General features: G+C 44.1%; 18 protein-coding genes and 1 pseudogene. 9 read left to right on the top strand and 10 right to left on the bottom strand.

Annotation, left to right across the window (positions count from 1 at the left end; genetic code table 11):
• Positions 1-73: 73 nt before the first annotated feature.
• The 4 genes from mobC to ACPPVU_RS12195 all read right to left on the bottom strand — a co-directional run bounded on the left by mobC (position 74) and on the right by ACPPVU_RS12195 (position 5188).
• A complete protein-coding gene (gene mobC / locus ACPPVU_RS12210) occupies positions 74-2116 on the bottom strand; it encodes a conjugal transfer protein MobC (RefSeq protein WP_426671989.1) in 2043 nt (680 codons plus the stop codon).
• Between the two features lie 55 nt (positions 2117-2171).
• Positions 2172-3113 carry a DUF5712 family protein gene (locus ACPPVU_RS12205; protein WP_426671988.1) on the bottom strand — a complete coding sequence of 314 codons (942 nt, stop codon included), beginning with the start codon at positions 3111-3113 and terminating at the stop codon, positions 2172-2174.
• A 38-nt stretch (positions 3114-3151) separates the two neighbouring features.
• Complete coding sequence (locus tag ACPPVU_RS12200; protein WP_426671987.1) at positions 3152-3691, bottom strand: BfmA/BtgA family mobilization protein; 540 nt, start codon at positions 3689-3691, stop codon at positions 3152-3154.
• A 459-nt stretch (positions 3692-4150) separates the two neighbouring features.
• Positions 4151-5188, bottom strand: a complete 1038-nt coding sequence (locus ACPPVU_RS12195) for a DUF3644 domain-containing protein (protein WP_426671986.1) — start codon at positions 5186-5188, stop codon at positions 4151-4153.
• 140 nt (positions 5189-5328) lie between these two features.
• Here ACPPVU_RS12195 and ACPPVU_RS12190 point away from each other — a divergent pair, with 140 nt between their 5' ends.
• Positions 5329-5484 carry a hypothetical protein gene (locus ACPPVU_RS12190; protein WP_426671985.1) on the top strand — a complete coding sequence of 52 codons (156 nt, stop codon included), beginning with the start codon at positions 5329-5331 and terminating at the stop codon, positions 5482-5484.
• A 14-nt stretch (positions 5485-5498) separates the two neighbouring features.
• On the top strand, positions 5499-6995 hold the full coding sequence (locus ACPPVU_RS12185) for a recombinase family protein (RefSeq protein ID WP_426671984.1): 1497 nt from the start codon (positions 5499-5501) through the stop codon (positions 6993-6995).
• 58 nt (positions 6996-7053) lie between these two features.
• On the opposite strand, the gene ACPPVU_RS12180 is transcribed toward ACPPVU_RS12185, so the two are convergent.
• Positions 7054-7278, bottom strand: coding sequence for a helix-turn-helix domain-containing protein (locus tag ACPPVU_RS12180; RefSeq protein WP_426671983.1), 225 nt, complete (start codon positions 7276-7278; stop codon positions 7054-7056).
• A gap of 352 nt (positions 7279-7630) precedes the next feature.
• On the opposite strand from ACPPVU_RS12180, the gene ACPPVU_RS12175 reads away from it, so the two are divergent.
• The 4 genes from ACPPVU_RS12175 to ACPPVU_RS12160 all read left to right on the top strand — a co-directional run bounded on the left by ACPPVU_RS12175 (position 7631) and on the right by ACPPVU_RS12160 (position 14122).
• Positions 7631-7912 (top strand): hypothetical protein, encoded by a 282-nt coding sequence (locus tag ACPPVU_RS12175; protein ID WP_426671982.1) that lies wholly within the window; start codon positions 7631-7633, stop codon positions 7910-7912.
• A gap of 129 nt (positions 7913-8041) precedes the next feature.
• The gene (locus ACPPVU_RS12170) at positions 8042-9499 is read left to right on the top strand and encodes a TlpA family protein disulfide reductase (RefSeq protein ID WP_426671981.1); all 1458 of its coding nucleotides are present in this window, start codon (positions 8042-8044) and stop codon (positions 9497-9499) included.
• A gap of 20 nt (positions 9500-9519) precedes the next feature.
• Entirely contained in the window at positions 9520-12720 is a 3201-nt protein-coding gene (locus ACPPVU_RS12165) for a SusC/RagA family TonB-linked outer membrane protein (protein WP_426671980.1), read from the top strand.
• Positions 12721-12730: 10 nt separating this feature from the next.
• Positions 12731-14122, top strand: a complete 1392-nt coding sequence (locus ACPPVU_RS12160; RefSeq protein WP_426671979.1) for a RagB/SusD family nutrient uptake outer membrane protein — start codon at positions 12731-12733, stop codon at positions 14120-14122.
• 14 nt (positions 14123-14136) lie between these two features.
• Here the strand turns inward: ACPPVU_RS12160 and ACPPVU_RS12155 are convergent, their stop codons facing one another.
• The 3 genes and pseudogenes from ACPPVU_RS12155 to ACPPVU_RS12145 all read right to left on the bottom strand — a co-directional run.
• Complete coding sequence (locus ACPPVU_RS12155) at positions 14137-14277, bottom strand: hypothetical protein (protein WP_426671978.1); 141 nt, start codon at positions 14275-14277, stop codon at positions 14137-14139.
• A gap of 15 nt (positions 14278-14292) precedes the next feature.
• Positions 14293-14598 (bottom strand): hypothetical protein, encoded by a 306-nt coding sequence (locus ACPPVU_RS12150; RefSeq protein ID WP_426671977.1) that lies wholly within the window; start codon positions 14596-14598, stop codon positions 14293-14295.
• Positions 14599-14874: 276 nt separating this feature from the next.
• Positions 14875-15204 (bottom strand): annotated as a pseudogene (locus ACPPVU_RS12145) (sensor histidine kinase); the annotation flags it as partial.
• 188 nt (positions 15205-15392) lie between these two features.
• On the opposite strand from ACPPVU_RS12145, the gene ACPPVU_RS12140 reads away from it, so the two are divergent.
• Positions 15393-15758, top strand: a complete 366-nt coding sequence (locus ACPPVU_RS12140; protein WP_426672198.1) for a lantibiotic dehydratase C-terminal domain-containing protein — start codon at positions 15393-15395, stop codon at positions 15756-15758.
• Here the strand turns inward: ACPPVU_RS12140 and ACPPVU_RS12135 are convergent.
• Both ACPPVU_RS12135 and ACPPVU_RS12130 read right to left on the bottom strand, forming a co-directional pair.
• Positions 15755-16486 carry a LytR/AlgR family response regulator transcription factor gene (locus tag ACPPVU_RS12135; RefSeq protein WP_426671976.1) on the bottom strand — a complete coding sequence of 244 codons (732 nt, stop codon included), beginning with the start codon at positions 16484-16486 and terminating at the stop codon, positions 15755-15757. The two genes, ACPPVU_RS12140 and ACPPVU_RS12135, sit on opposite strands and share 4 nt — an antisense overlap.
• The gene (locus tag ACPPVU_RS12130) at positions 16483-17553 is read right to left on the bottom strand and encodes a sensor histidine kinase (protein ID WP_426671975.1); all 1071 of its coding nucleotides are present in this window, start codon (positions 17551-17553) and stop codon (positions 16483-16485) included. Before ACPPVU_RS12130 ends, ACPPVU_RS12135 begins: the two co-directional genes overlap by 4 nt.
• A gap of 113 nt (positions 17554-17666) precedes the next feature.
• On the opposite strand from ACPPVU_RS12130, the gene ACPPVU_RS12125 reads away from it, so the two are divergent.
• Complete coding sequence (locus tag ACPPVU_RS12125) at positions 17667-17837, top strand: hypothetical protein (protein ID WP_426671974.1); 171 nt, start codon at positions 17667-17669, stop codon at positions 17835-17837.
• Positions 17838-17878: 41 nt separating this feature from the next.
• The gene (locus tag ACPPVU_RS12120) at positions 17879-19117 is read left to right on the top strand and encodes a hypothetical protein (protein WP_426671973.1); all 1239 of its coding nucleotides are present in this window, start codon (positions 17879-17881) and stop codon (positions 19115-19117) included.
• Positions 19118-19317: the final 200 nt, after the last annotated feature.

Raw genomic sequence — 19317 nt, 5'->3', positions numbered from 1 at the left:
TAAGGTTTAGGTTGAAAGCCCCGGGCAGCGAGTGTTAGGGGCTTTTATTTTACGTCTTTGCTGGCCTTAGCCTTTACATCGATATATCTTTTTCTTCGTTATTTTCAACCTCGCCTTTTGTTTTTTCTTTCTTTTCGTCGTCCTCAGTTTGAGTTGACTCTTTCGGTTTCCTGGCTTCGATCTTTTCCATTTCCTCAGCAATGAGCATGCTTATTGCTGTTTTGATTTTCTGGTAATTTTCTTCCACATCCTCCGGTGAAACATATTCTACCAAAGGAATGGATTTATACCCGGCTTCTTCTTTGGCAATAGCCTCATGGTCGTTCTGTATCTCACTGTGAAATAATTTAAGCTGTATTTTCTGTTCAGGGTTATCGGCCACCATGCCGACAAATTCGCCGGAGGAAAGCGCCGCAATTTTAGAGGCCGGTATCGCGTAATCCAGTTGGGTAGCTTTGGTGGTAGAGGTGTCACTGCTGTTAATGGTCATGCTGTTTTTATCCTGAACGATCTTACCAAAATTATCAGCTAAGGTTTTGGCTGTATCCCCGGTCACCTGTCCACTGATGATATTCCCTACAATTCCTGTAATGACATCTGCCTGTTCAGCGCCATAATCTTTTCGTAACTGGCTGAAATCCTGTACGGCTAAAGTGGTAGCCACCTTATTGCTCCGTGCCGTAGCGATCAGGCTGTCCATGTTATTGAAAAAGATGGTCGGAAATTCATCAAAGACCAGGCTGCTTTTCAACTGGCCTTTCCGGTTTACCAGTTTGATCATGCGGGATATATACAGGGACAGCACCGCTCCATAAATTTGCAGTTTTTGAGGGTTGTTTCCCATACAGACGATCTTCGGTTCTTCGGGATTATTGACATCCAGCGTAAAGTCATTGCCGCTCAATACATAATATAACTGTGGGGAAGCTAACCGGGCCAGGCCTATTTTCGCGGAAGCGATCTGGCCCTCTAATTGCGCTTTGGCATTGTTATTATAAGCTAAAATAAAAGGATTGATCAATACACGCACCTGTTCTTCTTCCTGCAACACTGAGAATAGCTGTTCATAATCAGTCTGCATCAGTTCGATAACATGGGGAAGGGTACAATATTTGCCATCCCGGTATTTGCGCAGATACCATATTACGGCCGTCAAAAAGTTGATCGGGCTTTCTACAAAAAACTCGCCTTGCTTTTTGATCCATTCGCGGTTCAGCCCCAACATGATCGTTCGGCTTGCTTCCGTTGCATCTGTAATGTCGGTCATGGCTTCCGGCTCCAGCGGGTTGCAGCGATGGGTATGGTTCAGGTCATCGAAATTGATCACATAAAAGGCGGGCTTAACCTTGTAGTTGCCCTTGTACATTAACAGTTTATTGTACGCTATCTTCGAGAGGTCGTCGTATTTAAAGTCATAAACGAACATGGAAAACCCTTTTTTTATATGCTGGTCAATAATATGCCTGATCACGAAATAGGATTTACCCGCGCCGGGGGTACCAGCAACCAATATACCCCGGAACGGATTAATAAAATTGATCCATGAATCGCGAATCCGGCCTTTGAGCCGGTACTTGGCAGGCAGGTTAATGGAGTACTCATTTTCCAATAATTCTTCTTGTTGCGGAAAAGTTTCATTTTCTGAATTGAAGATATCCTTATTCAGTTTGTCTTTCAATAAGCGTGACAACCAGGTTCCGCCTGTTAAGATCAGCAAATAACCTATCCCCGTTAACGCGATATAAACAATAGCAATTACCTGCAAACTGACCGGCAGGTAAAAACTTAAGGTGCTTATAAAATAAATGAGCAGGCCGGTAAGCAAATAGGCAACAATGCTCTTGTAATTGATCTTTTCATCCTTTTTACCTTTTACGCCGGTTAAGGATATGATCAAAAAAAGCAGGGCCGCAAGTTTCGGTTTCCACAGATCATTAAATAAACCTACACGGGCAATGTTGCCTATAATACGGTCAGTTATCATTGCTGTCCAATGCCAACTTATAAATGCCTGGTAACAGCAGATATAAAAATGGATAGCCAATATGAATATGCTGATCAATCTGGTAAAATCGATGATCTTGCGTAATCCTTGTGTATCTTCTCCTGTTTGCATAAGTCCTTTCTACATCCTCCCCGACGATCTTTATGGTAAATAGATAATTGAATGATTATAAACTCAGCCCCTGATCTTGTTGCTGCTCGTTATTTTTTCTTTTCTTCTTTTTGCGCGGGATGATCGGCGCTACCTCAGTCCCCGCTTTGGCGAGTGCGATCTGTAGTATATTGGCAGGAACTTGTGTCTTGCCATAATTTTTGATTGGCGCATTTTGTTGCTGCTTTTGGGCCGGCCTTAATTTCTGCCCGGTTTCCTGGCTCCGCTTTTCCGCATGAAGGGCTATTCTTTGATCTAAGTTGCCTTTCTTCTGCTCATTGGCGTAACGATATGTATCTGTAAAACCACGTTCAAAACTAAAATACTGGTCAAACAGCGTTTCACCTGATTGTTTGAAGGCTGAACGGTCAAATTGACCCAGCTTCTGGGAATGGGCCGCGTTTTTACCCCGTGAATTGTTCATCGGGCTGAGCTTAACCTTATTGGTGACGTCCTTGCGGCTCACGATGACCTGAACATGCATTTGTTCACCCGGCTTGCGTTCGCCGCGATTTTTTAATCTCTGTTTGACTTCCAGGTCTTTATGGCTGTAATAACGATAGTTTTCCAGTTTACCGAACCAAAGCAGGTCATTATTGCTGTTGATGCCCGGCCGTTTGAAATTCATGGCATATTCGTCCATGACCTTAGCTGCATAGGCCTTCAGTTGTTCCTTTGCACCCTGTTCCCCGTATTTTTCTTTGAGAAAGGCGATCTCTTTCTGGCTTGGGCTGATATTGATAAGGAAAAACTTGGAATCGGCCCTGCCCAGTTTAGCCACATTAGTATCTATGGCCTGCATGGTTTCATAGGATTGTATGCTATGACGTTCCTGGTTAAACCATAGTTCCGGTCTTCTTTCCTTATCCATCCGGTTTTCCTTATCCAGATAATGTACCAGGCCGCTGCTGCTGCCTTTGTTATCTGCGGTTTCGCTGTCTGTGATATTGATATACATAAGCCCTCCTTAGCCCCCAGGTAGGGGAAAACTTAATTTTAAAGTTTATTAATATGTTGCCGTGTCTCCTGAAGTAATATCTCCCGGTCTTTTGACGAAGCATTAAAGCTGGTTTTGCTATAATAATTCAGGATATACAGGAATTTAAGTTTCAGGCTTTCCTTGTCGTCCAACTTATCTGCAATAGTTTTAAGTACGCGATTTGTTTCGGCTGCCTGCTGTGCCTGGCCTGCCAGTATATCCCTATTTGCTTTTAAGACCTGGTTATTAAAGCTGTCGATAATCTTGAACTGTGAGGCGACCATACGGTCAACCTCGGTCTTGATGGGAATAAGCATTTTTTCCTCCTGCGCCCGGATGAAACGGATATAGGTATCATGATTTTTAACCAGCGTATTTTTTAATACCTCATCATTAATATCTGCCGGGTCTTTGCCGGTACGGTGAAAGTACTCGACCATCTGGCTAAACAATTGCAGTTTACCTCGCCCAAACTTTTTAGTCAGCTTACTGATTTTATCGTCGAGCGCAATAGGAAACCGGATGGTTTTTACATTGAGGTCTTTAGCTATTTTCATCGTATTTTTTAATCATTGTATACACCACTGTATACATTTTTCCAGCTTGCCGGTAGCCCTGCGGCCCCTATGTATACCCGGAGTATACATGAAACCCCGTTTGCTGGGCAAACGGCAAGCAGAATAGGGCTCTGCCCAATTCCCGCTTGCTCCAATTTTTCAAAGAAAAATCGGACGCTCTTAACCGCATATCGGCTTCGCCCGTATGCTAATTCCGAGCGGCACCATGCTGCCGACCCGGCGGGTCAATTGGAATAAAAGATCGTAAAAGCTGACGTATCCGCTGTCGCGGTTCCGTTCGGATGCGTTTGATTTTAGAATAGAATTGGCCGTTAAATGTTCGACCCTTGAGATCGGATATTATCTTTTGATTTTTCATGACCATCTGAATTGATAGTCAAAGATGGGGTGGTTAACTTGTTGCGGTTCGCAATTGAGGCGGTAGGTGCGAAAGATTTTTTAAGCAACTATTTCGACGGGGGTACTTGTCTTATAATGCGAGTCAAAGAAACCTTGAATGCAATTTGGGCTATAAAAAAATGTCTTAGTTCCTTTAGGGTTTGATGGATTAAGAAGCCTTATATGGCATAAGCCTTTATCAGATTTTAATTGTTTAATTAGTGTATTAAAGTTCTGGTCCTGCTTAAAAGTTGGATATCGTTTTTTTAATTTTATGCAAAGGTCTTTATGTGTCCAGGTATATTTCTTGGTTATATCTTCTTCTGTCAAAATTACTTCTTGAACCAAATTTGGGTTTTCAGCTTCCTGTTTATTTCTTACTGTTTTTACAATTAAACTATCTTCCACAGAAGATTTAACAAACTTGGTTTCGACCTTTAAAAGTAAGTTGTAGTCTTGATCAGGATCTGATTTGATTTCCAATGCCTTTTTACCCAAATACTTCAAAAGCCGATCAAGTTGTATGTTAGGTTTGCTGATGGAGTAACTCGAAACACTTTCAAATTCATGGAAAAAAGATAGTGGCATCAGATAAAAATTATACTTGCTCAAATCTTTATCAAACCATCGTTTTACAGCATTTAAGTAGTTTTTTAAACTGGCAGTGCCTAATTCCAATACTATCTTACCAAGATCAACTTCGTCATTCTTGAAGTGTATGGCATTATCCCTGATTTCACATAGAGCGATAATATTTTCTTTAAATGGTGCGGTTACGCCATTGTTGCCTTGTGCCACTAAATCCAAAGCTCTAAGTAATTCTATACTCATCGGATTGCCCGATCTGGACTTTTTAACTGTAGTGTGCTTGTTTGACCTTAATCCGCTTGCTAATCTTTTAGGCTCTCTTATGTAAATGCTTTGTATGTTATTTTTATTGTCTTTTAGAATTTTCGACTTCAACAATAATTCCCAAGCATTAATCATCAGAATAGTAAATGTTTCTTCCCGATATTTAAAATCAGGTTTATTATATATTTCAATCCCTGAAATGCAAGCTGCTATTGATTTTTCTAAAAGTACGCTTGTTCTTGGCATCGGATATGGTTATTAATTAAGCAATTAAGTTAAAATTAATAAATATATAATTATATCTCTCGTATCTCACGATAACCTTGCGAATAGCTTGATTTTTGACTTTGCAGCTTTGCTTTTTTATTTATTAAATAGGCAATGTGATGATAGAAAAAAGTGATAATTCAACCCCTACACCGATAGAAAAAAATGATGCCATTTTGGAAAAAAATGCTTCAAATCATTCGAAAAATGAAGAAAAATTGCTAAATTTAATAGCAGAAATCATAGTGGAAATAATAATGGAGGCAGAAGAATGAACGCCATTGGCTATATGAGATTAAGTATTCGCGATCAATCACGATACTCGTTAGAATATCAGGAAGAAAGTATAAGAGATTATTGCAGAAGAAATAATATTGAGCTAACCGCACTGTTTAAAGATAATGGTGAAAGCAGTTATACCTTTGATCGGCCCGACTACAAAGCGGTTGAGGCTTTCGTAAAAAAGCACAAAGGTCAAAACCAGTATTTCATCATAATGGATCATGACCGTTTTAGCCGTAATCTTTCTGAAGCTTTGTCGAAAATTACAGAGTTGGAAGTAAAGTTTGGCATAAAAGTCATCGCGACAAATGAGCCGATTGATATCGACCCGGACGACCCGAACGTTTTTATGCAGCGTGCATTCCGTTACCTCATTGCCAACGAAGAATTATTACGGATACGTAAACGGACCAAACAAGGAATGCGTCATGCCCAGGAATCAGGCAGGTATGTTAATCGCGCGCCATTTGGCTATATTAATGTAAAAGATGTCTCTGACAAAAGCACCCTCGCTATTGATGAACCCAGGGCGATGATCATTCAAAAAATATACGACGATTATTTATCTGGTATACCCATGTACCTGATTTACAAAGAGGTGAAGGCCATCGGGTTTACAATCAAAGGAAATAGCGCTATCCAAAAGGTACTAAGTAATTGTGTCTATGCCGGTTTAATTAAAGTACCAGCTGATAAGAAGCGGCCCGATCGATACGTTAAGGCCATTCATTTACCTATTGTTTCTGAACCGGATTTTTGGATTGTGCAAGAGATGCTTGGCAATAAACGACCTTCAAAAGCACAACCGGAAGAGAGGTTTCCTTTAAGAGGTATTCTTAAATGCTGGTGCGGATTACACATGACGGCTGGATTTAGTAAAGGGAAACGTAATTACTATTTGTATTATCGTTGTATAAAACATACCAATAACAACATTTCAGGTATAACATTACATAATCAGTTTAACGATCTGTTACGCTCATTAAGTTTCTCCCAAGATCAACTTAAAACCATAACAAAAATGGTATCCACCAAATTAAAAACCATAATTGGTGATAAAGAAAATGAGCTTGCGACCAAATCGAAAGAACTTTTAGAAATAAATAAAAAGATCGAGAAACTCGAAGCGAGATTGATGAATGACGAAATTGAACCCTCAACTTATAAAAATTGGTTTCAAAAATATTCTTCAGAAAAGGCCTTGACCATCAAAGATATTACGAGATTAAAAAATAGCGGGCCAGATAAGTGGCAACAATTGGAACGCTTTATGCCCGCTTTAACCAATGTTTTTGATATCTATGAAAAGGCCAAGATTTCGGCCAAAATTAATCTTGTAAAAGGGGTGTTCAAACATAATCTTGTTTATTCTGAAGGGGCATTTAGAACACCCTCCATAAGCGAAGCGTTTGCTTATAACTCCCTGATAGCCAAAGAAAAAGGGCTGCTCTTTGTAGAACAACCCTTAGTGTTTTCGGGACAGAATCCCTTTAGTAGCCCGTAGGGGAATCGAACCCTTAATTAACCTCTCCTAGTTCTATTAAATTTCTTGAACCGAAATTTTAAAAATCCAACAACTCCTTCGCATCAACTCCCAAACCCTTTGCGATCTCAAGTAAAGTTGTAAAATAAAAATCTTTATTACCATTTTCAATATTACTCAGATTGCCTTTAGTGACGTCACATCTACGGACGACTTCATCCTGGCTTAGATTAAGACCTTCTCTTATTTCTCGGATCTTATCCCCTACCTTTCGTAAACGATCACCATCACGGGATTCATTCATTTCATTTCCTTATAAAGTTGAAAGAACAGAATAATTTAAAAATATTTTGTTATAAGTACTTGTAACAAAATCGAATATTTGCTACCTTTGAATTTACCAATAAACTAACAAAAGCTATTTCAATATAATGTTATAATATATATTTGCGATTCTTCAAAATATTGAGGCATTCGCACTTGAATCTCGTCTTAGAAACGTAGGAATTTCAAAAGGAAACGGGAGGATAAGTGACAGTGCTCACGCTAAAGGCGTGGGCCTGACTTATTCGTTTCCGGGCCTCCTACGGCCTCTAAGGCGGTAAGTTGGGTTCCACGCCTTTTGTGTTTCCAGCTTACCAGACCGAAAACCAATTATGGAAGCTGTTATTATGAAATCTTATTGTCCATCTGATTTGCCTCCTGAGGAGGTAATTGACTTGTTTTTTAGGAATTACAGTAGTGAAACGATGTGGGTGAATACCTTTTATTTGTTTAAATGCTGGACTACGAATTCGTGCGGGTTGAAAGAAAAGCTCCCGAATGAAGAACTTGCCCTGTTTTTGGATCAGTTAATTGACCTGGTTGCGGCGGCGTATACGCTGCACCAGGCTAACAGGGTTTCCGGTGAAGAAAAAAAAGATCAGGCAAATGGCTAATCACGCCGTACATACCTGGTTTTTGCTCATTTCTCCTCCGGAATGATGTAAGCATTACTCCAATGTGGCTCAGGGCTGCATATTTCTTTTTATCAATTAACCTTCTTGTTTAATTAATTCTACACATAAATGAAGCTAAAATTTGGCTTCCCTGGAAAGCTATTGTCCAAAGGGAAGGAAAAAGAGCGACAATATTGTCCGTATTGTCCTTACAACAACCCGCCCACGCGGCTGGACGGTGTATGGAACGAGTTTAAACTGGCGATCATCATTTTTATTGCGGCAGTGATCATCCTGGTTACAAATATCCTGAGTTATGCGCAGGAGCGCAGGCAGACGCCGCTAAAAGTTGGCGATGTGTTGCCTGAAGTCAATTTGAAAGATGTTCTAAATAACCCCTTGCCGGAAATTAAAATTTCGGATTACAAAAATAAGCTGCTCATCCTTGATTTCTGGTTTACCCGTTGCGGGACGTGTATTGAGGACATGCCGGGGGTTGCTGCGCTGCAAAAGCGGTTTGGGGATAAAATCAAGATCATACAGATTGATTTTGAGAAGCCGGAGGAGGTGCTGAAGTTCTACAGATATCACCCGCGCCTGAAGGATCTGGGTTTGCCGGTTGCATGTAATGATACCTTGCTCAAACAATTATTTCCTCATATCTATAGTCCGCATGTGATCTGGATTGACCACGGTGTTTTTATTGCGGCTACTGCGGATGATTATCTGGTGGCTAAAAACATTGATTCGGTCTTAAATAAGCGGGCTGTCAGGTTAACTGCCAAAGTTGACCGGAAGGATTGGGATTTTGTGCAGCCGCTTTACCGTATTGATCATACTGCGGGTTTGGTTTCATCGACGAGGGTCTACGGGGCGGTCCTCGGCGGGTATATAGCGGGGGTGGGTTCAGGGGGGAGATTAATAGTCGATAGCTTGACGGGGGACCAGCGTTTTGATTATTTGAATTACCCGGTGCTGAATTTTTACGGGCAGATATTGCAGAGCGGTCTGCCGCTTACGGCCAACCGGAGGATACTTGAGGTGACAGATCGCTCCGGGTACATCAATGAGGGTCAGCAGTACCAGGATGTATGGGACGCCAAACATTGCTACTCGTTTGAGGCGACCGCGCCTAAGGGCGTGAGCAGGGATCAGCTATTGTTGCAGATGAAGGCGCTGGTCGAGGGCGAACTGGGGGTGACTGGCGCCATAGAAAAAGTAAATACGGAGGTGCTGGCTATCCGGTTCCTGCATGGTCTTCCGCCTGCAAGCACATTCAAAAAACAAACGCATGTTCTATATCCGGGATTGCCCATGTCTTACCATCATGTTTCTGTCAAAGCCCTTGTGGAGGCGATGAATGAAAAAGAAAACTTAATACCGGTGATCGATGAAACAGCAACTTTTGGTCAGGTATATTTTGACCTGGACTATCCGGTAATGCCTGAGAACGAAGTATCCTGGCGAAAGACGCTTAAAGCAAACGGGCTGGAACTGGTGCGGTGTAAAAGAGCGATTGAAATGTTTGTTCTGAAGGAAGATATTCTCCGGCCTGTGCTTTCGCCCGCGGTCTTTAATCAACATTGAATTAATCTAAACCAAATCCAATGAAAAAAATTTATTTAATGCTCTTTATTTTGCTGCCCGGTTTTTTGATGGCGCAGCAAAAGCTTCGGGGAACGGTCTCGGATATAAAATCGGGCGAGCCCTTGCCGGGCACTACGGTCAGGCTAATGAGGTCACATATGGTTACGACAACGGACAAGGATGGAAAGTTCGAGCTTTCCCTGGCCGGTGTAGCGGACAGTTTGATCGTCTCTTTTGTCGGTTACCAGGCGGCTAGTATTGCTGTTTCAAATGATGGAAAGCTGGTAACGATATTGCTTTCGCCTTATAGTCATAACCTGGACGCCATTGTGGTTTCGACGGGTTACCAGCAGCTGCCGAAGGAACGGGCGACGGGTTCTTTTGATCAGATCGATAATCGTCTTTTTAACCGGTCGGTCAGCACGGATGTGCTGAGCCACCTGGACGGGGTTGCCAGCAGTGTGCTCTTTGACAAAAGGAATAACGGGGTCAATAGTATCAGTGTGAGGGGGCTGAGTACATTAACTTCACTGATCAGCACGCCGCTGATTGTCGTGGATAATTTCCCGTACGACGGGGACATCAATAATATCAATCCGAATGATGTGGAGAGCATCACGGTACTGAAGGATGCGGCGGCGGCCTCGATCTGGGGCACCAGGGCGGGGAACGGGGTGATTGTGATCACGACAAAAAAGGGAAAGTACAACCGGGGGTTGCAGGTTTCAGTGAGCAGCAACGTGACGGTTTCGGCGAAACCGGACCTGTTTAGTGTTCCGGTAATCAGTCCGGCTGACTTTATAGACCTTGAACAGTACCTGTTCAGCAAGGGGTTTTATGATGCGCCGATTGGCAACCATTTCACTTACCCGGTCTTATCGCCGGTGGTGGAGCTTCTGAACGGGGAAAGAAACGGGAGTATCAGCAGCGGGGCTGCAGATTTGCAGATCAGCTTACTAAAGCAGCATGATGTACGGACGGACTTTGAACGGTATGTTTACCGGAATGCGGTGAATCAGCAGCATAGCATCAGTATTTCGGGGGGAAGTGACAAAACCAATTATAACGTGTCGGTGGGCTATGACAACAATCTCCAGTCGCTGGTTGGAAACAGCTATGACCGGCTTACGGTAAGGGATGTTCATCACTTCAGGCTTTCCAGGAACCTGGATATACAGGCGGGGATTCAATATACTAAAAGCAATACGGTAACGGACAGCCAGGGGGGCTATGGAAGTATTAACTCAGGCGGGGGTTTTGGTCTTTATCCTTATGCACAACTGGCAGACGGGAACGGTAATCCTTTGCCTATTGTACGGGACCACCGGGCAAGCTGGGCGGATACTGCGGGGCAGGGGAAGCTGCTGAACTGGCGTTACAGCCCGCTTGCGGAGATAAAGCTGGCTGATAACCGGCTGCAGAATGAGGATATATTGCTGAATACGGGACTGAACTATAAGTTCCTTTCGGTCTTCAGCGCAGAATTGAAATACCAGTATGAAAACGGGTCTGCCGATGGCAGTAATAATTATAGTCCGGCGACTTATTTTACGCGGAACCTGGTGAACACTTTTACCCAGGCTGGCAGCGGAGGTATCACCTACCCTATCCCTATTGGCAGTATTGTTGACCAGCAAACGGGGCGGCTGGTCTCCCACGATATCCGTGGGCAGCTCAATTACAATCAGAATTTAGGGAGGTCGGGGATCGATGCGCTGATCGGCGGGGAGCTCAGCCAGCGCTCGAACGATTTAGTCCTGATCAGGACCTACGGTTATAACGCGGAAAACCTGAGCGTGCAACCGGTGGACCAGGTGACAGACTTTCCGAGTTACGGTAACGTGGCGGGTAGCTCCAGGATACCTTTTCCAAACAGCTACTCGGGGCTGCTGAACCGTACGGTCTCGCTTTACGGAAACGCGGCCTACTCCTATTTGAGCCGGTATACGCTGAGCGTCTCGGGGCGAAGGGATGCCAATAACCTCTTTGGGGTCGAAACTAATCATAAATGGGTTCCGCTTTGGTCTGCGGGGGGATCATGGGTATTGTCGGGCGAGCCGTTTTATCACTGGGCGCTTATACCCTACCTCAAGCTGAGGGCAACGTTTGGTTACAGCGGAAATATTAACAACAGCATTCCGGCGATAGCGACGATCAGGTACCAGAATGTGCTGCCTTTCAACAGCCTGACGGGATTGCCTTTTGCGGTGATCAGTAACTACCCGAATCCCAATCTGCAATGGGAGAAAACGGCGATGACGAACGTTGGGGTTGATTTTGCGCTGGCCGGCAATAGGGTTTCGGGCAGTGTGGAGTATTATTATAAAAATTCTGAGGACCTGATCGGTCAGGTGCCGGCTGACCCGACGATTGGTGCGGGCGGGTTTTTGAATACCAATAGCGCTGATCTGAAAACGCACGGCTGGGATGTGGTGCTGAACAGTATCAATATCCGGGGTGCATTTGAATGGAACAGCAATGTATTGTTTTCTGTTAACAGGAACAGGGTCTCCAAATATCTTTTTACGCCGGCGAACTTCAATTCCTTTATAAACAGCGGCACGATAACCTCGCCGCTGGTCGGCGCGCCTGCGGAGAGCATTGTCAGCTATCGCTGGGCTGGCCTTGACCCGGCCAATGGGAATCCTGTTGTCTATTTGAATGGCGTGAAAAGCGAGGATTATTCGGCTATTGTATCAGGGCTGGATAAGAATGACCTGGTGGTAAGCGGTTCTGCGGTTCCGCAGCTTTTTGGTTCTTTCCGCAATAACTGGAGCTATAAGGGGGTCAGTCTTTCGTTGAATATCAGCTACCGTTTTGATTATTATTTCCGGCGTAATGCGACTTCCTATTCCAGCTTGTTCAGCAACTGGGTGGGTTATAATGACTACGCAAAGCGCTGGCAGCAGCCGGGGGACGAGCTGCATACAAATGTGCCATCGCTGGTCTACCCTGCGGATGAGAACCGGGATGCGGTTTATGATTATTCTACGGCCACGGTAGAAAAGGGGGATAATATCCGGCTGCAGGACATCAGGCTGAGTTATGTTTTTTCCGGCATAAAATTGTCCGGGTCTCCCATCCGGGCGTTCGAGGTATTTGCTTACGCGAATAACCTGGGCATTATCTGGCGGGCCAATAAACTGGGGCTTGATCCGGACTATGGATCGGGCTTGCCGGATCCGCGTTCAATTTCTTTGGGCTTTAAACTGGACTTATAATCACATTCATATGAAAATCAATCAGAAAAAAAGGGGCTTATTTTTTATCGGAAAAAGGTTCCTGATCTATTTTATGGCGGCCGGATATTTCTTTTTAGTGTGTGGCTGTCAAAAGTACCTGGACGCAAAACCGGACAAGGCGCTGGCTGCGCCCTCTTCTATCGGGGACTTGCAGGCCCTGCTGGATAACAATGCATTGAATACCTCCTACCCTGATTCGGGGGATATTGCCTGCGACGATTACTTTGTGGGTTATAACGACTGGCTGTCGTTTTCGGTTAATGCGAGGAACACTTACATCTGGGACGCGGGGGCGGTCAATAACTTTGACTGGCAGTATGGTTATCATAATATCCTGGTAGCCAACGTGGTGCTGGATAATATTGACCAGGTTCCGTCGGGCAGCGCTGCGCCTGGCAGCGTCAAAGGCGCTGCTTTATTTTTCAGGGGATATAATCTTTACCAGTTGGCGAATGTTTATACGGCGCCTTATAACCGGTCGGTTAGCGGGCAGGATTTGGGAATTCCCCTGGAGCTGAAAGCGGATATTACGGCAAAAACGACGAGGTCATCGCTGGAGGCTACCTATCAGCAGATCATTGGTGATCTGAAATTGGCGGCGTTGCTGCTGCCGGATGTGCCAACTGTGAAGACGAGGCCTTCCAGACCGGCTGCATTTGGGGCGCTGGCGCGGGTATACCTGGCGATGCAGGATTACGCCAATGCCAATTTATATGCCGATTCCTGCCTGGGGATTTACCACAGCCTGATTAATTATAATACATTGGATACGGCTTCGCTGAATCCGTTTTCCTTATTTAATGATGAGGTGATCTTTCATGCGTCCAGTATTGCCTATGATGACGTGGTAGATCCTTATTATGCAAGGGTGGACACTATCCTTTACGGCACGTACAGCGGTAATGACCTGAGGAAATATTTGTTTTATGTGTACGCGGAAAATGGGCATTACGCTTTTAAGGGCGACTATGTGGGGCAAAGTTATGGTTCGCTTTTCAATGGTATCGCGACGGACGAGGTTTTGCTGACCAGGGCGGAGACATTTGTCAGGCTGGGCAATGTGTCAGCGGGCATAAAGGACCTTAACAGTTTGCTTGCCACGCGGTTTGCGGCCGGGACCTATGTGCCTTATTCGTCTGAAATGGCTGCGGACGATGCGCTGGCGCTGATCCTGAAGGAACGAAGGAAGGAATTGGCTTTCCGGGGGGAACTGCGGTGGGCGGATCTGAGGCGGCTGAACCAGGACCCGCGCTTTGCGGTAACGCTGCGGCGTAATTTAAACGGCAAGGGTTATACTTTGCTGCCAAATGACAAGCGTTATGCTTTTATATTACCGCCTACAGTGATTCAGATGAGCGGTATACCCCAAAATCCGAGGTAGTATGAAGCAGGGCTTCAGGCACGAAGCCCTGCATTTGCCGGCTGAAAAACAACACTTCCTGTCAGGAAAATGCCTTTGCCAATGGGCATTCCATTAACGTTGCGTAAAGAAATACGTGATTCCTCACGACCGCATCCATTCACTTGATACTTCATTTGGTTAGAAGGTTCTCAAAGTGTTTGCGATAGTTTGCACCACAAACGAAATCCAAGGCCCTTGGTAAAGGCGCTGTAGGAAGTCAACAATATCCCTTTCAGGTCCCGCTGCACAGACTTGATGGCATAAACAACAAAGGTTTGTGCAATGTTGTGGTTTTCCTCAAACTTGTAGGTTTCCTCGATTTCAAATTCGTCGGGCCCGATAAGTTCAAGCTCCTGCAGGCAGAGCAAATTTTCGTCTTTAAAGACAAAATCCAGATCATAACCCCGGTGTTGCAAACCGATGATCGCCTGTTTTTTATTATTATAATTTTTCATTTTATCATGTATAAAGAATCCGATACTCCGGCTGGGCCTTCCAGCTTCATGGGTAATGGAAACCAAAACTAATGCCATAACATAAATAGCTGACTTATAGTGTGTTGTATTATATTTAAATAAAAAATAATTCGACAGTTCGTCGAAATTTAGCCGATTAGCGATATTTGGACACTCCATAAACTTGTTAAAAATTTCATTACTACGATACCTATGGTTAGGAAGGGGACTACGAGAAAATAAGATGATGGATATGAATAGGAGAATGCAATTCGTTTAGTTCAATGCCGAAATATGATCCAATGAGAATTTGATTCGGATATTTGCCCCGTTATAGACATTGAATTTGAGAGTTCCCGTAAGCTGGTTAACTAATCCTTTCATTAAATTCATCCCCAGCGAATTTGCTTTCTGGAAATCAAATTCTGGCGGAAAGCCTACACCATTGTCAGAAATCTCGAGGTCAACCAATCCGTTGACATATTTCATCGATACATTAATTTCGCCCATTTTCTTTGAAGGGAAGGCGTATTTGATCGCATTGGTGATAGTTTCGTTTAAGATGATCCCTACCGGAATAGCCTGCGATACGTCAAATAAACAGGTTCGATTTGCTGATTGATAATGACGTGCTTAGCCGATGTACTTAGGGATTCATTTAAATAATCGATCAGTTCCGGAATGTAAGACTACATGCCCACTTGGGAATATTGTCTGAACTATACAATTTTTGATGAATCAGGGCAAATGGTAATTGATAAGAGTGGGGTCATTCGGTTTATTCAAGCCAGCAAATCGAATTCATCGACGGCATTTTCCAGTCCTTTTTTTTGGAGTTCCACGGTAACAAGGCGCTAAAGATAGAGATGGACGAACGCTACCGGCACTTAAAAAACGACTTTGGTGTTTTAGGTGAGCAGAACCGCATCTTTCAGCAGTTGAAACTCATGCGTTTCCAAAAGGCATTCCGCCAATCCCTTGAGTTGGTCGCAAAAACGATTGAACAGGTTGATAACCGCAAGCAATCTTTGATGGCCGACATGATCCACATGCAGCTGAACCGGGTTTTTACTGACCAGCAGCGTAAGCAGGAAATGGTGATCTATTATTGTTTCTACAAATATAAGCTGTCACAAAAGGCGAGGATGAAAACCGATTAGGTTCTGCGTTTGCTTTGAATGAGCTGCTGCTTCATCAGTTCCAGGAATGGTTCCTTATAATGGCCGCCGAGGACTATACTTTTGTCGTCGTCCATGATCACCTGTCCCTGTTCGACGGTTTTAACAAAGTCATTATTAATAATAAAACCGCGGTGGACCCTTGAAAAATGTTCTTTGGGGAGGTAATTTTCCACTTCGCCCATGGTCAGGTAGGCCATGTGATGTCCCTGGACTGTGTTGATCTTAATGTAATTCTGTGCGGATTCAATGTAAAGGATATCCTTATTGACGATCTTAATCATTCTTCCTTTCACATCGCTTTGGATAAAAAAGAATTGCCGTGGCGAATGTGTAAGCACCTCTTTTTCTATCTTATTCCGTTTCAATTTCATGATGGTCTTCAGGAAACGTTCGTAACCGATAGGTTTCAGCAGGTAGTCAAACGCTTCCTTTTCAAAGGCTTCGATAGCGAATTCAGGAAAGGAGGTCGTGAAGATCACCTTGGTATACAGGTTGACCAAAACGGCGAATTCCATTCCTGAAAGCTCCGGCATATCTACATCCAGGAACGTCAGGTCCGGAGGATTGGCGTTAGCCACCTGGTTAAGGGCATATAAAGGGTCGGATGAGTACCCGACCAATTCGAGGCCCGGCGTTTTTTCTACAAATGCCTTTAATATTTCAATTGCATGAAATTCATCATCTACTATATAACAGGTTAAATTCATAAGGATATGACTAATTCAATACCATAACTTTCTTCCTGATCATCGATGGTTAGCTTGTACCTGCTTCCATAAGCATACTGCAGGCGCTTAATCGTATTCTGAAGACCGATGCTTTTCGTCCGCCTGAAGGATGTCCGGGCCTTTTTAAGGTTCCAGGTATTAAATTTAAGCATCTTTTCATCATTAATGTCCAGCGATATCTTCGCCGGGTTAGCCGTGCTTTTCAGGTTACCATGTTTAAATATATTTTCGACGAGGGTGAGCAGGGCAAGCGGGATAATTTTCTCGCCATGGAATTCGCCGGTCATGCTTACGTCTACGAACAGATCATAATCGTACCGCATGCGGTTGATGGCAATAAAGTTATTGATCTGCTCCACTTCCTTTGAAAGTTCGGCCTGCCCGGTTTCGTCGTACTCTTCCAGTGAATACCGGAGTATCTCAGAAAGCTGCAGAATGCATCCGGAGGCTTCCGGTGAATGCTTATAAACGGTATTGTAAAGGAAGTTCAGCGTGTTAAACAAAAAATGAGGGTTGATCTGTTGCTGGAGATGTGCGTACCTGATCTCTGCCAGGTTCCTTTCTATCTCCGCTTTTTGCCTGGAAAGCAACAGCTGTTGTTTTTCCGCTTCATTGATCGTTCGCCTGTAGGCAATTGTCCGCCGGATCAGCCAGTAAGTGGTGCTTAAGCCGACAAAATAAAGGCCCCGCCAAATATTGACATAGACATACCGGCTGATATAGGAAAAGTTGTAAGCTGGCAACCGGAACGGGCCGATCAGGTAATCGATGCCATACTTCAACAATAGATAAACAACGAGCTCCAGCGTTAATAACAACGCCAGGGCCAGGTAATGGCGTTTGAACCGGCTGAATGAAAAATCAAAGACCACGCAGGCGTTCACATAAAAAAGCAAAATATTCAGCAGGTAATAGACGAGACCGTCTTTCAGGTTGGCAATTTTACCGGTTACGCAATACACCGCCCCCAGCTCGTAAAGGATGAAGAGGCCCCATGCACCGGCATGGGAAATCAAAGGCCGCAGCCTTGCCGGATAAGTATTCATTCTATAGTGTACTAATTGTCAGGAACAAGTTTCTATCTATCGCAAATCCCGTTTCGTGTACTAAAGTTCAGATCGAAAATTCAGGGGACTAATTTTTCATAAAAATTCAAGTTATGAAAAGTTTATCAACTAAAAATCTAAAAAAAGAAACGAAAACCCTGTACCTGTACAAGGGAGAGGAATTTACCGGTAGTGATACGACCCAAACAACGGGCACTGATCCTACCAACACAACGATCACCATTATCACGACGACCCATATTTTCAGGGGTAGCGGGAAGTAAGGATCCGTTCCCGGTGCTTTTTACCTTTAATCCCTTATGCCTTGCTTGAATATGAACTTAAAAAGTTAGAGGAATTAGCCGCTCAGCTGGCTCCGGGCGTTGCGGGCAAGGAATTTAACGCGATAAATCCGGTCACGGAGAAAGGGCAGGTCATCGAAAAGGAATGCGGCCGCATTAGTGAAGCTTTGACGAAAGCTATTTTTACGACCCCGAAAGAAAACCTGGTGGAAAGGTACATACAATACCACCAGACCGGCCTGATCGAGCTGGCCGACCAACTGCAATCCTATTTGCCGCCGGATGGGCCTCCAGAAAAAGAATGGTCTTCTGAAAACACTGCGATAGTGAGGCTATTTATATCTTATGTATTCCGCTTGTTAAACTATATCGAGCGTTTCTTTTCCAAATACTTCAGCCTGGAGGCAAGGATACCGGATGCCTACCGTCTGATTGCCTTTTCAGAAATGAGCGAACCGATCGAATCGCTCCTTTTGAAAGTCGACGACCATATCGGGTCCGGGAATTTAAAAGAATGCCTGTCCGTTTACCTGCGGTCTTTTTCAGTTCAAAAGTTTCCCGCCCATCTGAATTTCAGGAGCCTGATCTACCTGAAAGAATTTGTCAGTGAATTGCTTGATGTTTTTGGTTCGCCCGATGTAAAGGACTGGGAACAAAAAATAGCGATGATGCTGATCTATCTCAACTTTAACAACCTTGATTTCTTCGCATACTACCAGGCCGGTATCAAAGCGGAACTGGACCTGGCCGACACGAGGGATGATTACCTGAAGGTTTTAACGCGATCGCTGTCATCTGTCAAAAGCCGGCAGACCAAACCTTCTTTTAGCTACCATCCTTCCTGGCCGACGGTGAAGCAGATGCTGGAGTCCTGGCTTAATGATGAAATTGCCCTGGCAGTGATCCCGAACTCGGTTACAGGCCCGCATACTTCGATTGCCGTTGAACGCATAATGGAAAAACAGATCCTGAATCTTTCTGTTGCGCAGATTGCCTGCCTGGTAAAATTATGTTATGACGAAGGCGTTTTTGGCAACGCCAGCATTTCAGAGGTCCTGAAATTTGTCGTCCTGCATTATCGCTCAAAAAGGCAGCAGCAGATATCTTATGGCAGCCTGAGCAAAGAATACTACAGCATCAGCCAGGTTACTGCGGCGGTGTTGCGGGATTATTTGAGCAGGATGATCGTCCGGATCAATAAGAACTACTTCCCGGTAGTGGCTGCAATTTGTGCAATATGTTATGGAACTTTAAGAGCTTGACAAGCTCTCCAAGATAATTGTAATTAAAATCTTCCTTACCCAGCAAAACATTGACGGGCGTCTCAACAATATCCGATATAGACGTATAACCCATCAGCTTACTTCTCAGGTAAAAATTCTCACTAACGGCCAGATCTTTAAGATTTGAGGTCAGTATGGCTTGTTCGCTGGTGCTTTCGGTCATGATATTTTTCCTTTAA

Origin of the sequence: Mucilaginibacter sp. McL0603, assembly GCF_049992945.1 — a bacterium.
In the GTDB taxonomy this organism is placed as follows: domain Bacteria; phylum Bacteroidota; class Bacteroidia; order Sphingobacteriales; family Sphingobacteriaceae; genus Mucilaginibacter.
Note: the sequence above shows the minus strand (reverse complement) of the source record. Positions and strands in the feature narration are given on the sequence as shown.

Excerpts from the sequence above, each read along its gene's own strand:
- mobC (WP_426671989.1), bottom strand. The coding sequence starts at position 2,116 with ATGCAAACAGGAGAAGATACACAAGGATTACGCAAGATCATCGATTTT.
- ACPPVU_RS12205 (WP_426671988.1), bottom strand. The coding sequence starts at position 3,113 with ATGTATATCAATATCACAGACAGCGAAACCGCAGATAACAAAGGCAGC.
- ACPPVU_RS12200 (WP_426671987.1), bottom strand. The coding sequence starts at position 3,691 with ATGAAAATAGCTAAAGACCTCAATGTAAAAACCATCCGGTTTCCTATT.
- ACPPVU_RS12195 (WP_426671986.1), bottom strand. The coding sequence starts at position 5,188 with ATGCCAAGAACAAGCGTACTTTTAGAAAAATCAATAGCAGCTTGCATT.
- ACPPVU_RS12190 (WP_426671985.1), top strand. The coding sequence starts at position 5,329 with ATGATAGAAAAAAGTGATAATTCAACCCCTACACCGATAGAAAAAAAT.
- ACPPVU_RS12185 (WP_426671984.1), top strand. The coding sequence starts at position 5,499 with ATGAGATTAAGTATTCGCGATCAATCACGATACTCGTTAGAATATCAG.
- ACPPVU_RS12180 (WP_426671983.1), bottom strand. The coding sequence starts at position 7,278 with ATGAATGAATCCCGTGATGGTGATCGTTTACGAAAGGTAGGGGATAAG.
- ACPPVU_RS12175 (WP_426671982.1), top strand. The coding sequence starts at position 7,631 with ATGGAAGCTGTTATTATGAAATCTTATTGTCCATCTGATTTGCCTCCT.
- ACPPVU_RS12170 (WP_426671981.1), top strand. The coding sequence starts at position 8,042 with ATGAAGCTAAAATTTGGCTTCCCTGGAAAGCTATTGTCCAAAGGGAAG.
- ACPPVU_RS12165 (WP_426671980.1), top strand. The coding sequence starts at position 9,520 with ATGAAAAAAATTTATTTAATGCTCTTTATTTTGCTGCCCGGTTTTTTG.
- ACPPVU_RS12160 (WP_426671979.1), top strand. The coding sequence starts at position 12,731 with ATGAAAATCAATCAGAAAAAAAGGGGCTTATTTTTTATCGGAAAAAGG.
- ACPPVU_RS12155 (WP_426671978.1), bottom strand. The coding sequence starts at position 14,277 with ATGAAGTATCAAGTGAATGGATGCGGTCGTGAGGAATCACGTATTTCT.
- ACPPVU_RS12150 (WP_426671977.1), bottom strand. The coding sequence starts at position 14,598 with ATGAAAAATTATAATAATAAAAAACAGGCGATCATCGGTTTGCAACAC.
- ACPPVU_RS12135 (WP_426671976.1), bottom strand. The coding sequence starts at position 16,486 with ATGAATTTAACCTGTTATATAGTAGATGATGAATTTCATGCAATTGAA.
- ACPPVU_RS12130 (WP_426671975.1), bottom strand. The coding sequence starts at position 17,553 with ATGAATACTTATCCGGCAAGGCTGCGGCCTTTGATTTCCCATGCCGGT.
- ACPPVU_RS12125 (WP_426671974.1), top strand. The coding sequence starts at position 17,667 with ATGAAAAGTTTATCAACTAAAAATCTAAAAAAAGAAACGAAAACCCTG.